This is a genomic window from Pseudomonas sp. B6(2017), assembly GCF_002112765.1.
Taxonomy (GTDB): domain Bacteria; phylum Pseudomonadota; class Gammaproteobacteria; order Pseudomonadales; family Pseudomonadaceae; genus Aquipseudomonas; species Aquipseudomonas piscis.
This window is the reverse complement of the sequence record NZ_NEIQ01000001.1, coordinates 36,241-49,487: the sequence shown is the minus strand read 5'-3', so window position 1 is coordinate 49,487 and position 13,247 is coordinate 36,241. Positions and strand designations below refer to the sequence as shown.

Annotated in this window: 10 protein-coding genes; 8 read left to right on the top strand and 2 right to left on the bottom strand. The window is 63.8% G+C overall.

Annotated features, from left to right (window positions below; translation table 11 throughout):
- The first annotated feature begins 5 nt into the window (after positions 1-5).
- Entirely contained in the window at positions 6-2,792 is a 2,787-nt protein-coding gene (gene polA, locus CAG11_RS00230; RefSeq protein ID WP_085593923.1) for a DNA polymerase I, read from the top strand.
- A gap of 405 nt (positions 2,793-3,197) precedes the next feature.
- Here polA and yihA read toward each other — a convergent pair whose 3' ends face one another.
- Positions 3,198-3,839, bottom strand: coding sequence for a ribosome biogenesis GTP-binding protein YihA/YsxC (gene yihA / locus CAG11_RS00225; RefSeq protein ID WP_085593920.1), 642 nt, complete (start codon positions 3,837-3,839; stop codon positions 3,198-3,200).
- Positions 3,840-4,031: 192 nt separating this feature from the next.
- Between yihA and CAG11_RS00220 the strand changes: the two genes are divergently transcribed.
- The 7 genes from CAG11_RS00220 (at position 4,032) to CAG11_RS00190 (ending at position 11,463) form a co-directional block, all read left to right on the top strand.
- Positions 4,032-4,322 carry a cytochrome c5 family protein gene (locus CAG11_RS00220; RefSeq protein ID WP_085593918.1) on the top strand — a complete coding sequence of 97 codons (291 nt, stop codon included), beginning with the start codon at positions 4,032-4,034 and terminating at the stop codon, positions 4,320-4,322.
- 45 nt (positions 4,323-4,367) lie between these two features.
- Positions 4,368-4,973: a cytochrome c gene (locus CAG11_RS00215; protein ID WP_022642281.1), complete on the top strand. Its 606-nt coding sequence runs from the start codon at positions 4,368-4,370 to the stop codon at positions 4,971-4,973.
- 196 nt (positions 4,974-5,169) lie between these two features.
- Entirely contained in the window at positions 5,170-5,799 is a 630-nt protein-coding gene (locus tag CAG11_RS00210; protein WP_022642282.1) for a thiol:disulfide interchange protein DsbA/DsbL, read from the top strand.
- Positions 5,800-5,810: 11 nt separating this feature from the next.
- Entirely contained in the window at positions 5,811-6,689 is an 879-nt protein-coding gene (locus CAG11_RS00205; protein WP_022642283.1) for an endonuclease/exonuclease/phosphatase family protein, read from the top strand.
- The gene (locus CAG11_RS00200; protein ID WP_085593916.1) at positions 6,686-8,881 is read left to right on the top strand and encodes a GGDEF domain-containing protein; all 2,196 of its coding nucleotides are present in this window, start codon (positions 6,686-6,688) and stop codon (positions 8,879-8,881) included. The genes CAG11_RS00205 and CAG11_RS00200 overlap by 4 nt, the downstream gene beginning before the upstream one ends.
- A 103-nt stretch (positions 8,882-8,984) precedes the next feature.
- Positions 8,985-9,767, top strand: a complete 783-nt coding sequence (locus tag CAG11_RS00195) for an N-acetylmuramoyl-L-alanine amidase (RefSeq protein WP_085593914.1) — start codon at positions 8,985-8,987, stop codon at positions 9,765-9,767.
- 76 nt (positions 9,768-9,843) lie between these two features.
- Positions 9,844-11,463, top strand: coding sequence for an EAL domain-containing protein (locus CAG11_RS00190; RefSeq protein WP_085594602.1), 1,620 nt, complete (start codon positions 9,844-9,846; stop codon positions 11,461-11,463).
- Positions 11,464-11,466: 3 nt separating this feature from the next.
- Here the strand turns inward: CAG11_RS00190 and CAG11_RS00185 are convergent, their stop codons facing one another.
- A complete protein-coding gene (locus CAG11_RS00185; protein WP_085593912.1) occupies positions 11,467-13,245 on the bottom strand; it encodes a KinB sensor domain-containing domain in 1,779 nt (592 codons plus the stop codon).
- Positions 13,246-13,247 lie beyond the last annotated feature (2 nt).

Here is a 13,247-nt window from a genome sequence, read left to right as displayed (position 1 = left end):
TACTCATGAGCCAAGCCCCCCTCATCCTGGTGGACGGTTCGTCCTACCTGTACCGCGCCTTTCATGCGCTGCCGCCGCTGACCACCTCCAAAGGCATGCCGACCGGCGCGGTCAAGGGCGTGCTGAACATGCTCAAGAGCTTGCGCAAACAGTATCCGCAAAGCCCCTTCGCCGTGGTGTTCGACGCCAAGGGCGGAACCTTCCGCGATGAAATGTACGCCGAGTACAAGGCCAACCGTCCGAGCATGCCGGACGACATGCGGGTACAGATCGAACCCCTGCACGCCAGCGTGATCGCCCTGGGCTTCCCGCTGCTGTGCGTCGAGGGCGTGGAGGCCGACGATGTGATCGGCACCCTGGCCCGCAGCAGCGCGGCGGCGTCCCGGCCGGTGGTCATCTCCACCGGCGACAAGGACATGGCGCAGCTGGTGGATGGGCACATTACCCTGGTCAACACCATGTCCGGTAGCAGCATGGACGTGGAGGGCGTGAAGGAGAAATTCGGTGTCGCTCCCGAGCAGATCATCGATTACCTGGCGCTGATGGGCGACTCCTCCGACAACATTCCGGGCGTCCCGGGCATCGGTCCGAAGACCGCCTCGGGCTTGCTGGTGGGGGTCAACGGCGGCCTCAAGGAGCTCTACGAGCAACTCGATATCGTGCCTACCCTGCCGATTCGCGGGGCCAAGACCTTGCCGGCCAAGCTTGAAGAGCACAAGGAAATGGCGTTCCTTTCCTACCAGCTGGCCACCATCAAGGTCGACGTACCGTTGGAGGTGGGGCTGGATGACCTGCACCTGCGCGAGCCGGACCGCGAGAAGCTGGCAGAGCTCTACAGCCTGATGGAGTTCAAGAGCTGGCTCGACGAGCTGCAGCGTGATGCCAAGCGTGTCGAGCTTGATTTGGCTGCGGCTCCGGTCGCTGCTGAGCAACCCGCGGCCGAGCAGGCGCCGCTGGAATTGCAGTACGAAACCATCCTCGAGCAGGCGCGTTTCGATGCCTGGCTGCACAAGCTCAAGGGCGCCAAGCTGATCGCCTTCGACACCGAGACCACCGGCATCGATGCACAGCAGGCGCAACTGGTGGGCCTGTCCTTCGCGGTCCAGGCGGGCGAGGCGGCCTATGTCCCCCTGGCCCATAGCTACCTCGATGTACCGCAGCAGCTGGATCGCGACGCGGTGCTGCTGGCCCTGAAGCCGTTGCTGGAAGACCCGAAGCTGCTCAAGGTGGGCCAGCACGCCAAGTTCGACATGAACATCCTGGCCAACTGTGCCATCGGTGGCGACCCGGCCAATGGCATCAGCATGCGCGGCGTGGCCTTCGATACCATGCTCGAGTCCTATGTGCTCAATTCCACCGCCACCCGCCATGACATGGACAGCCTGGCGCAGAAGTACCTGGATCACACCACGGTGAGTTTCCAGGACATTGCCGGCAAGGGCGCCAAGCAGCTGACGTTCGACCAGATACCGCTGGAGCAGGCCGGCCCCTACGCCGCCGAAGACGCCGACGTGACCCTGCGCCTGCACCAGGCCCTGTTCGAGAAACTCAGCGCCATTCCGAGCCTGGCCAGCGTGCTGACCGATATCGAGATGCCGCTGGTGCCGGTGTTGGCGCGCATCGAACGCCAGGGCGCGCTGGTGGATGACAAGCTGCTGGGCGTGCAGAGCATCGAGCTGGGCGACAAGATGGTGGCCCTGGAGCGTGAGGCCTTCGCGATTGCCGGCGAGGAGTTCAACCTGGGCTCGCCCAAGCAGTTGGGCAGCATCCTCTATGACAAGCTGGGCCTGCCGGTGCTGAAGAAGACCGCCAAGGGCCAGCCATCCACCGCCGAAGAGGTCCTGGCCAAGCTGGCCGAGGACGATTACCCGCTACCCCGGGTGCTGATGCAGTACCGCTCCATGAGCAAGCTCAAGAGCACCTACACCGACCGCCTGCCGGAGCAGATCAACCCGCGTACCGGGCGGATCCACACCTCCTATCACCAGGCGGTGGCTTCCACCGGGCGCCTGTCGTCCAGCGATCCGAACCTGCAGAACATCCCGGTGCGCACCGCCGAGGGCCGGCGTATCCGCCAGGCCTTCATCGCTCCGGCCGGGTACAAGCTGCTGGCGGCGGACTACTCGCAGATCGAGCTGCGGATCATGGCCCACCTGTCCCAGGACGAAGGCCTGCTCAACGCTTTTCGCAACAACCAGGACGTACACACCGCCACGGCCGCGGAAGTGTTCAAGGTCGAACTCGGGGAAGTTACTTCCGAGCAGCGCCGCAGTGCCAAGGCCATCAACTTCGGCCTGATCTACGGCATGGGCGCGCAAAAGCTAGGCAAGGACATCGGCGTCGAGACCAAGCAAGCCAAGGCCTATATCGACACCTACTTCGCCCGCTATCCGGGGGTGCGCGAGTACATGGACCGCACTCGCGCCCAGGCGGCCGACCAGGGCTACGTGGAGACCATCTTCGGCCGTCGCCTGTACCTGCCGGAGATCAACTCCAACAAGCCCCAGGAGCGGGCGGGCGCCGAGCGCACCGCGATCAACGCGCCGATGCAAGGCACCGCCGCGGACATCATCAAGAAGGCCATGGTGGCGGTGGACAATTGGCTGCAGGCCTCTGGCCTGGATGCCAGGGTCATCCTCCAGGTACACGACGAACTGGTCCTGGAAGTCCGCGAGGACCTGGTGGACCAGGTGCGTGAGGAAATTCGCGGTTACATGAGTGGCGCCGCGACCCTGGATGTACCGCTATTGGTAGAGGTCGGGGTGGGAAATAACTGGGATGAGGCCCATTAAGGGGACTTTTTACCGATTTTTGCCGCGGCATAGTGTCGCGGCAAAAATGCCTGAAACGCCATTAGCACGAAAAATTTCAGCACTTATCGCCAATAGTTTTTGTTCGCGGCCGGAACTAAATCGAGCAACGCCCACTCAGAGTTACTGAATGGCTGGTGAAGCCCTTCAATGCTCCTATGTTGTGTTAAGTGTTGGCAGATATCTGGACCCCGCCCTAGCGGTCTAGAACTTGAACCCCGAACTTCCCCCTCCCCATATGAAGTCCGGGGTTTTTTTTGCCTGAAAATTGCCTGCGTGGCGACCATGCTGCGTTAAAAAGCGGCGGGAAATGCTCATTCAGCCCCTAAACTCCGCTTTCCCGCCGCTTTTGCCTTGCCTGATCACCGCGCAGAATTCTTATCTCTCTCAGGCCTCGATCTCGGCGCCTTTGTCGGCCAGTTCCAGCCACCTGGCCAGCACGGTGTAGGCCTCTTCCAGGCCCATGCGCTTGGGCGCGGAGAACAGCTGGATGGTGATGGCGTCGCCCCAGCCCTTGCGGATCTGCGACTGGACCTTGAGCAGGGTGTTCTTGGCCGCGCCGTAGGTCAGCTTGTCGGCCTTGGTCAGCAGGATATGCATCGGCATGCCGCTGGCTACGGCCCAATCCAGCATCAGGGTGTCGAAGTCGGTCATGGGGTGCCGGATATCCATCATCAGGATCAGCCCCTTGAGGCTCTCGCGGCTGCCCAGGTAGGCCTCGAGGTGGCGCTGCCAGTGCTGCTTGAGCGGGATCGGCACCTTGGCGTAGCCGTAGCCCGGCAGGTCGACCAAGCGGCGATCGTCGTCTAGCTTGAAGAAGTTCAACAACTGCGTGCGCCCCGGGGTCTTCGAGGTGCGTGCCAGGCTGGCGTGGGTCAGGGTGTTCAAGGCGCTGGATTTACCGGCGTTGGAGCGCCCGGCGAAGGCAACTTCGAAGCCGGCGTCATCAGGGCATTGATCGACCTTGGCGGCGCTGAGCATGAAAGTGGACTGTTGGCACAGACCGAGGATGGGGTTCTTCAGTTGCATGGGATTTCCGAATAGGGGCGATGCCGAGGGTGGGTGCGGCGAGCGGTGTCGTTTCCGTTTCAGTAGCGCCAGTATATAATGCCGCAGATTTTGTGTGCGCTTTGTCCCAGCGTAGGATGAAGCTCACGAGAGCGATAAACCTTGTATGCGCATTAGAACGCAGCACGCTCTCAACCCTGAAAAGGTCGTTTTATGACGAAATGGCTGCTGGCTACCGGTCTCTTGATGCCGCTTTGCAGCGTGCAGGCTACACAGGATCCGGAAGCTGTGTACAACCGTGTTTGTGGGGCATGTCATTCCGGCCAACTACCCACGGCGCCCCGCAAGGGCGACCAGGAAGCTTGGGCGCCGAGGCTGGCGCAAGGTATGGAGACGCTGGTGCAACACGTGACCCAGGGTTTCAAGGCGATGCCGCCGCGTGGTTTGTGCATGGACTGCAGTGCCGAGGATTACCGAGCCATCATCCACTGGATGAGCGAGTGATCCCGGTCCATAACTCTTAACCCTTAGCCGTAGTTGGATTAGCTGATGAACAAATTACTCGTGAGTCTGCTGTTGACCCTGGGCATCACTGGTGTTGCCCATGCCGCAGGCGACGCTGCTGCCGGTCAGGCGAAAGCCGCAGTCTGTGGCGCATGCCACGGTCCTGATGGGAACAGCATGGCGCCAAACTTTCCCAAGCTGGCGGGTCAGGGGGAAAAGTACCTGGACAAGCAGCTGCACGATATCAAGTCCGGCAAGCGCCAGGTACTGGAAATGACCGGCCTGCTGACCAACCTGAGCGATCAGGACCTGGCCGACATCGCCGCCTACTTTGCCAGCCAGAAAGGTAGCGTCGGCGCCGCCGATCCCAAGGTCGTGGCCCGTGGCGAAGAGCTGTTCCGTGGCGGCAAGCTGGACCAGGGCATGCCTGCCTGCACCGGTTGCCACTCGCCCAATGGCGCGGGTAACGCAGCTGCCGGCTTCCCGCACCTGGGCGGCCAGCACGCTCAATACGTAGCCAAGCAGCTGACTGATTTCCGTGAAGGCGCCCGTACCAACGACGGCGACACCATGGTCATGCGCAGCATTGCCAGCAAGCTGAGCAACAAGGACATCGAAGCCGTGTCCAGCTACATTCAGGGCCTGCACTGAGGCCGCTGCGATCAATTGCCGGCAGGTGCATGGCCACGGCAACGTTAATGATCGATTAATCTGACGGTGCAAGCATAAAGGGTGGCCCAGGCCGCCCTTTTTTATGGCGCCAGCCGCTACACTAGCGAACTCAAGCCCGCCATGATCTGTCTGAAATCAGGTCGCGCGAGGCGCCTAAATCGTCCAGGAGTAAAGCATGCGTAATCTGATCCTCAGCGCCGCTCTCGTTACCGCCAGCCTGTTTGGCGTGACCGCTCAAGCCGCCGAGCCGCTTGAAGCCGGTAAACAATATGTCGAGTTGAGCAGCGCCGTTCCGGTTGCCGTGCCTGGCAAGATCGAAGTGGTGGAGCTGTTCTGGTACGGCTGCCCACACTGCTACGCCTTCGAACCCACCATCAACCCATGGGTCGAGAAGCTCCCGGCCGACGTCAACTTCGTACGGATCCCGGCCATGTTCGGTGGCATCTGGAACGTTCACGGCCAGCTGTTCATCACCCTGGAAGCCATGGGTGTCGAGCACGACGTGCACAAGGCCGTTTTCGAGGCCATCCACGGCGGCAAGAAACTCGCGACTCCTGAAGAGATGGCCGACTTCCTGGCTGGCGAAGGCGTCGACAAGGACAAGTTCCTCAGCACCTACAACTCCTTCGCCGTGAAGGGCAAGGTCGAGGACGCCAAGAAGAAGGCCCAGGCCTACCAGATCAGCGGCGTACCGACCATGGTGGTCAACGGCAAGTATCGCTTCGACCTGGGCACCTCCGGTGGTCCTGAAGGCGCGCTGAGCGTGGCCGACCAGCTGATCGCCAAAGAGCGCGCAGCCAAGTAAGCGCCGCCGCCATGCCGCGCTGGGGCTCGGAACGTATCGTTGGCCTGCATGACCCGCAGGTCAACGAACACCATTTAGCGTCGACCGGCCTGCCGGCTGACAGCCGCCTGCGCTTACTCAGTTTCAACATCCAGGTCGGCATCAGTACCGAACGCTATCGGCATTACCTCACCCGCGGCTGGCAGCACCTGCTGCCCCACAACGGCCGGGCGGACAACCTGCAGAAGATCGGCAGCCTGCTGGCGGATTTCGACCTGGTGGCCCTGCAGGAGGTCGATGGCGGCAGCCTGCGTTCGGGGTACGTCAACCAGGTGGAGCACCTGGCCCAGTTGGGTGCCTTTCCCTACTGGTACCAGCAACTCAATCGCAACCTCGGACGCCTGGCCCAGCACAGCAACGGTGTGCTCAGCCGCATGCGTCCCTGGGCCATCGAAGACCACCCCCTGCCGGGCCCCAAGGGTCGCGGTGCGATCCTCCTGCGTTTTGGCGAAGGTCCGGAAGCGCTGGTGGTGGTGATGATGCACCTGGCGCTTGGCGCCCGGGCCAGGACCCGGCAACTGGCGTATATCCGCGAGTTGATCGGTGGCTACAAGCACCAGGTGCTGATGGGGGACATGAATACCCACGCCAGCGACCTGCTGGAGCATTCCCCCCTGCGTGACCTCGGCCTGCTGGCGCCGCAATTGCAGGCGACTTTCCCTAGCTGGCGTCCGCAACGCTGCCTGGACCACATCCTGCTCAGCTCTGGCCTGGCGCTGGAGCGTGTCGAAGTCCTGGCCCAACCCATTTCCGATCACCTGCCGGTCGCGGTAGAGATTCGTCTGCCGGGTTCGCTCACGGCCGATGCATTGCCCGCGTTGAGTCCTGCCCCTCGCGGAACCGATGAATGAGCGACGACGCCCAACGCTGGAAAGAGAAATACCTCAAGAGCATCGAGCAACAGGAAAAGCTCGAGCGCCGTTGGGCTGCCCGCCTCGACTTGCTGCGCCGTGGCCTGGTGCGCAGCACCCTGGCGGCTGAAGGCACCGATCGCGCGGTCGACCAGTGCATGAAGGAAATGCGCGAGGTCGTGCGCACCGATGACATGGACGCCGGCCTTGCGGCCTTGATTCCGCGCCTGGAAAAAGCCGTGCTGGATTCCGAACAGCGCCGGGAAACCCGCATCGACCAGATGAGCAGCGCCCTGACGGCCCTGGTCGCCCAGTTGCAGACCCTGCCCCTGCCCCGTGAAGTCAGTCGCCCGCTCAAGGCTTTCGCCAAGCAACTGGATGGCCGGGTCGGCCAGGCGCGGGAAATCCCATTGTTGCTGGGCGAGTTGAGCACCCTGCAGGGCAAGGCCCTGAGCCAATTGGAAAACCCGGTGGAGCCGGGGCGCCCGAGCCTGTTGCAACGTTTGTTCGGGGCGCGAGATGCCAGTGGGGAAACCGCTCCCGCAAGCGAAGTCGTGGCGCCGCCGCTACCCGTTCCAGCACCGGAGCAGCCGCCTCAGCTTCAAGGCACTGTGGATGACATGGCGCCGGAGCATGAGCCAACGCCAGCTCCCACTTCTGCTGCACCCGCAACCGTTGCCGCTACCCAGGTCCCTGCCGTCGCGGCAGCGGCACCGGCGCCGGCGGATATCCTGCCCGAGCCTGCCTTCGAGCCTGTCGCGAGTGTCGAGTCCAAGCCAGAGCCAGTTGCCGATACTGACGCCGAGGTTGCGGCCCAGCCTGCGGTGGCGGCCTTCGTGCCGCCGGTCCTGGTTCGGGAAGAGGCCGCACCACAACAAGCAGTGGAACCCCAGGCCCTTGCCCAGGAACCTGAAGCGGATGCAGCACCCGTGGTACCGCCAATCGAGGTGGTGCCTGAGCCGGCAGCCGAGGCTCAAGCCGGCATACCCGAGGCCAGCAATCCCGATGAGCTGCTGCCTATTCCCGCAGCGGCGTTGCTCGACAGCCTGCCGTTGCCGGTGGCCATGGCCGAGGCCCTGGCGGCCATCGATCCCGAGCAGCCTGAGCAGGACGTGCTCTATGCCCTGCCGGACTCCCCCGAGCCGTCCTACAGCTCGGTGGCCAAGCACATCGAGCACACCCTGCTGGGCCTGCTCGATGACCTGAGCCTGCCGGAGCGGCACCGGCCCCAGGCCGAGGCCATGCGTGATCGCCTGCAACATGGGTTGAACTGGTACGAACTGCTGCCGATCCTCGATGATCTGGCGGTGCTGATGCTGGCCATCACCGACTCCGGCCAGCATGAGTTCGAGGATTACCTCAAGCAGCTCAACGAGCGCCTGGAGGCCTTCCAGAGCAACCTGCAGGCTGCCAGCGACGGGCATGCGGACATCAGCTCGGCAGCACGGGCCATGGACTCGCAGATCCGCGAGCAAGTCGATGGCCTGCAAAGCAGCATGCAGGAAGCGGCGGACCTGGATGACCTCAAGCAGGTTCTGGAAAGCCACCTGGAAGGCCTGCTGGGCACCATGGACCAGCACCAGAAGCAACGCGACGAGCGCGAGAAGGACATGGCCACCCGCCTGCAAAGCCTGGCGGCACGAGTGTCGAGCATGGAGCAGGAAGCCCAGGGTTATCGCGAGCACCTGGAAGAGCAGCGGCAGAAGGCCCTGGTCGACCCGCTGACTGGCCTGCCCAACCGCGCGGCCTGGAGCGAGCGCCTGGAGCATGAGGTGAGCCAATGGCAACGCCATGGCAATAGCTTGCTGCTGGCAATGCTCGACCTGGATCACTTCAAGCGGATCAACGACAGCTATGGCCACCTGGCGGGCGACAAGGTGCTCAAGATCATCGCCAATGTGCTGCGCAAGCGCCTGCGTGGTACCGACTTCATCGCCCGTTTCGGCGGCGAGGAGTTTGTCCTGCTGATGCCCGACACTCCATGGGCAGCGGGAACGCGTCTGGTGGAAACCCTGCGTGCGGCGATCGAGGCCTGCCCGTTTCACTTCAAGGGTGAGCCGGTGACGGTCACGGTTTCCATTGGCTTGAGCGCCTTCAAGGCCGGAGATCGCAGCGATCTGGTGATCAAAAGAGCTGATCAGGCGTTGTACCGGGCCAAGGATGCCGGTCGCAACCGGGTCGAGGCCGGCTGAGGCGCCAGTTGCCTGCCGGCCCCGGCGTCGCAGTTTTGCCCATGATAGGCGGAGCAGTACGTTACACTGTTGCATTAATGTCCCAAGCGTACTGTTCCCAGCCATGAAATTCCTTGCCCTTGCCTTCTGCTCCCTGTTGATGCTCGCCGGCTGCGCCAGCGGCCCGCGTATCGACACCAGCCATCCCTCGGTCAACTACGACCAGCGTGCCCAGTTCATCATCGTCCACTACACCTCGGCGTCCATGGAGCGCTCCCTGGCCCTGCTGACCCATGGCCAGGTCAGCAGCCACTACCTGATCGGCGACGACAAGTCCGCCACCATCTACAAGCTGGTGGACGAGCAATACCGCGCCTGGCATGCCGGCGAGAGCCAGTGGCAAGGCCGGACCTGGCTCAACTCCAGCTCCATCGGCATCGAGATCGTCAACCCGGGCTTTCGCGATGGCCCCAATGGGCGTCTGTGGTACCCCTACAGCGAGGCGCAGGTCCAGAACCTGATCGTGCTGCTCAAGGACATCAGCAAGCGCAACAACATTTCCCCGCGGCACATCATCGGCCACAGTGATATCGCGCCGCTGCGCAAGCTCGACCCGGGCCCGCTGTTTCCCTGGAAGCGCCTGGCCGAGGCTGGCCTGGGCCTGTGGCCCGATGCCCAGGCCGTGGCCCGCCAGCAAGCGTTCTATGGAGCCAGCCTGCCGAGCATCAGCTGGTTCCAGCAACAGTTGGCGCGCCTGGGTTACGCCACCCCGCAGACTGGCGAGCTGGACGTGGCCACCCGGCATGTCCTGGCGGCCTTCCAGATGCACTACCGGCCAGGTCGTTTCGATGGCACCCCGGACGCCGAGAGCGCAGCGATCCTGCAGGTCCTCAACCAGACAAAATAATGACGCCGCCGGACGGTCCGCGCCGATTGCCCAATCAGTTGCTATAACTCATTGGTAATCCTTCGGATGTTCCATGATGCCGGCCGCCCGCGAGACCCCGCGCACCTGGTTCCATCGCCCCTGGTTGCTGGCGATGCTGGCGGCTGTCCTGAGCGCAGCGGTGCTGATGCTGGGCAGCGTTGGGGTGGCCATGCACGAGGTCCAGCAGCGCGAAAGCGAGCAGATGAACGCCCAGGGCCGGCGCTTCCTGGAGCGCCTGGAGCAGCTCTTCCGGCAACTGCGCGAGGGCCTGGATACTCTTGAGGGGCAGCCGCTGCGCGGGTGCAGCGCAGAAATGGTTGCGGTGCTGCAACAGGTCAGCTTCAACTATCGCTTCATCTATGAAGCGGCCTACATGGATGCCGACCAGACTTGCTCCAACTGGCCCCGGCAAAACCTTGCGACTTCTCCCCGACCGGCGGATATCCGCGGGCCCACCTACAGCTACTGGCTCAATACCTCGGCCCAGCCCAACGAAAACCTGGCGGCGCTGATGCTCGGCCGGGGCAATTTCCGCGTGGCCACCTCGCGCGGGCACCTGACCGACGTGGTCGACCTGCCATCCGGCGGCAGCCTGATGGTGGTGGTCGACCACGGCGCCCGGGCCATACCGGTACTGGGCCAGGCCCGCTCCTGGCCGCCGGAGCATCCCTGGCAGGATGATCGCAGCCGGCCGTTGCAGGTGACCCGCGACTTGTTGGTGTACCGCATGCCGACCCGCAATCCCGAATACCAACTGGTGCTGATCACGCCACGGGCCAGCATGCCGGCCGAGTTGCTCGATGGCTGGTGGTGGCTGCTGCCGACCAGCCTGCTGCTGGCGCTGTTCATCGGCGCCCTGGTGTATCAGTTGGCGCGCCAGCGCCAGTCCCTGGGTGCCGAATTGCAGGGGGCCTTGCGTCGTAACGAACTGCAGGTGCTGTACCAGCCGATCTTCGATCTCAACAGCCGGTTGTGCGTGGGGGCCGAGGCTCTGCTGCGCTGGCGGCGTCCGGACGGCACCTTGACCAGCCCCGAACTGTTCATCCCCCTGGCGGAAAACACCGGGCAGATCCGCCAGATCACCGATTTCGTCCTGCAACGCCTGCTGGAGCAACTGGGGCATGTGCTGCGGGCCAATCCGCAACTGTATATCTCGGTCAACCTGGCGGCCTGTGACGTGATGGTGCCGCGTGTCGGCCGGGTCATGGCCAGGCTGCTGGCGTTGCACCGGGTCGCGGCGCGGCAGATCGCCTTCGAGGTGACCGAGCGTGGGCTGATCGACGTGGTAGTGGCGCGCAACAACCTGCAAGCCCTGCGGGATGTCGGGCACAAGGTGCTGATCGATGACTTCGGCACGGGATACTGCAGCCTGGCCTACTTGCAGAACCTGCCGGTGGATTGCCTGAAGATCGACAAGGCGTTCGTCGACGCCCTCGGCCACGATGCCGCCAGCAGCGGCGTGGCCCCGCACATCATCCGCATGGCCCATGCCCTGAAGCTCAAGGTGATCGCTGAAGGCATAGAATGCGAGGACCAGGCCGTGCTGCTGAGCAGCGAAGGCGTCAACTTCGGCCAAGGCTGGCTGTTCGCCCATGCCCTGAGCGCCTTGCAGTTCACCGAGTTGATTACCCGTGGCCGACGCCTGGTGGCCAGGCGCCTGGACGATGAAGCCTGAACCCTAGAGCGGCAGGGCCAGGTAGAACTGGGTGCCCTGCCCGGGCCGCGAGTAAACGCCCATGCGCCCGCCATGGAGCTGGACGATTTCCTTGCACAACGCCAGCCCCAGGCCGGCGCCGCCCTTCTTGCGTCCCACCTGGACGAAAGGTTCGAAGATCCGCCCCTGCTGGCCATAGGCGATGCCTTCGCCGTTGTCCTCGACGCTGACGATCACCCGTTCGCCGTGGCGTCGGGCCTGCAGGCGGATCTGCCCGCCGCGGGCGGTGTGGCGCAAGGCGTTGTCCACCAGGTTGTCCAGTACCCGTTCCAGTTGCGGGCGGTCGGCATGCAGGCGCGGCAGCGGCGCCTGGATCTCCAGCAGCAGCGCGATGTCCTGTTGTTGCGCCTGCTCGCTGAAGCGCCCCTGGGTCTGTTCCAGCAACTCGTCCAGGGAGCAGGGCGCGAGGGTCAGCTTTTGCAGGCCGTTCTGGTAGCGGGAGAAGTTCAGCAGGTCGTTGATCAGTTGCATCAGGCGCTGCATTTCTTCGTTGACGGTATTGAGCAGGTCGGTTTCCCGGGACTCCTCGGCAAAGTGCAGGCGCTCCTGGAGCAGCCCGAAGGCCATGTGCATGCCGGTGACCGGGGTGCGCAGCTCATGGGAGGCGCGCAGCACGAACTCGCTGCGCACACGCTCGAAGGCCCGCTGCTCGGTGACATCGTGCAGCACCATCACCGCTCCGAGGATATGCCCCTGGGTATGGCACACCGGGGTCAGGCTGTAGGTCAGCAGGCGGGCTTCGCCGTCGACCTCGATATCCAGGTCCTCCGGTGCCCGCTCCAGGTTGCCGCCGCGCAGCACCAGTTGCAGCTGCTCGTCCAGCTCCGGGCGTTGCAAGGCGCTTCCCAGGCCCTGGCCAAGGCGCTCCTGGTCCCAGCCGAGCTGGCGCTGGGCCACCGGGTTGAGGTGCTCCAGCCGGCCCTGGCGGTCGATCATCAGCAAGCCGTCGTCGATGCTGTCGAGCACGGCTTGCAGGCGTTGCTGGCCGGCCAGCAGTTCATCGACATTGGTTGCCTGATGCTGGCGCAGGACTTCGGCCATGATCCCGAAGCGCCGGGTCAGCAGGTTCATTTCCGCCGGGCCGGAGATCGGCAGGGTAATGTCGAAATTGCCTTGGCTGATCTTGTCCGCCGCCTTGGCCAGGGCCTCGATCGGGCCGCCGAAGCGCCGGGCGATGGAGTGGGCGGTAATGAAACCGATGATCAGCACCGCCAGGCCTACCAGCCCCAGCAGGCCGGCCACCAGCAGCGCCCGGCCACGGGTCTGGTGCTCCACTTCGCTGATGTTGTCCAGGGCGCGCTTGTGTTCGTTGATCAGGCCCCCGCGCAGGGTATTGAAGCGCTCGGTCAGCTCGTTGTTGTTGCTCAGGCTGGAGGTGCTGTGTTCGAAAGCCTCGAAGAAGCTGACGTAGTCGCTGCGCGCCTGCTGGAAGCCACTCTGTCCTTCTTGTTGCTGTTCATGGGCGATGCCCTGGTCGAGCAATTCCAGGTAGTGCTGCCGGGAGGCTTGCAGAGCCGCCGGATCGGGCTTGTTGCTGAGCATGAGGATCAGCTGGTCGCCGAGGGTCTGGCGCAGCTTGAGCCCCAGGTCCAGGGTGATGAAGTTGTTGCGGATCAGCGATTCCTGGGTACTGGCCATCTGCATCACGCTGACCAGCCCCAGCACCAGGCCGAGCAAGGCCACGGTGATCAGGGCGGAGATGCTGAGAAACAGCCGGGTCCGCAGTTTTATCGCGAGCTTCATGG

Excerpts from the sequence above, each read along its gene's own strand:
- CAG11_RS00195 (WP_085593914.1), top strand. The coding sequence starts at position 8,985 with ATGAAATTCCTTGCCCTTGCCTTCTGCTCCCTGTTGATGCTCGCCGGC.
- CAG11_RS00200 (WP_085593916.1), top strand. The coding sequence starts at position 6,686 with ATGAGCGACGACGCCCAACGCTGGAAAGAGAAATACCTCAAGAGCATC.
- CAG11_RS00185 (WP_085593912.1), bottom strand. The coding sequence starts at position 13,245 with ATGAAGCTCGCGATAAAACTGCGGACCCGGCTGTTTCTCAGCATCTCC.
- CAG11_RS00190 (WP_085594602.1), top strand. The coding sequence starts at position 9,844 with ATGCCGGCCGCCCGCGAGACCCCGCGCACCTGGTTCCATCGCCCCTGG.
- polA (WP_085593923.1), top strand. The coding sequence starts at position 6 with ATGAGCCAAGCCCCCCTCATCCTGGTGGACGGTTCGTCCTACCTGTAC.
- yihA (WP_085593920.1), bottom strand. The coding sequence starts at position 3,839 with ATGCAACTGAAGAACCCCATCCTCGGTCTGTGCCAACAGTCCACTTTC.
- CAG11_RS00215 (WP_022642281.1), top strand. The coding sequence starts at position 4,368 with ATGAACAAATTACTCGTGAGTCTGCTGTTGACCCTGGGCATCACTGGT.
- CAG11_RS00220 (WP_085593918.1), top strand. The coding sequence starts at position 4,032 with ATGACGAAATGGCTGCTGGCTACCGGTCTCTTGATGCCGCTTTGCAGC.
- CAG11_RS00210 (WP_022642282.1), top strand. The coding sequence starts at position 5,170 with ATGCGTAATCTGATCCTCAGCGCCGCTCTCGTTACCGCCAGCCTGTTT.
- CAG11_RS00205 (WP_022642283.1), top strand. The coding sequence starts at position 5,811 with ATGCCGCGCTGGGGCTCGGAACGTATCGTTGGCCTGCATGACCCGCAG.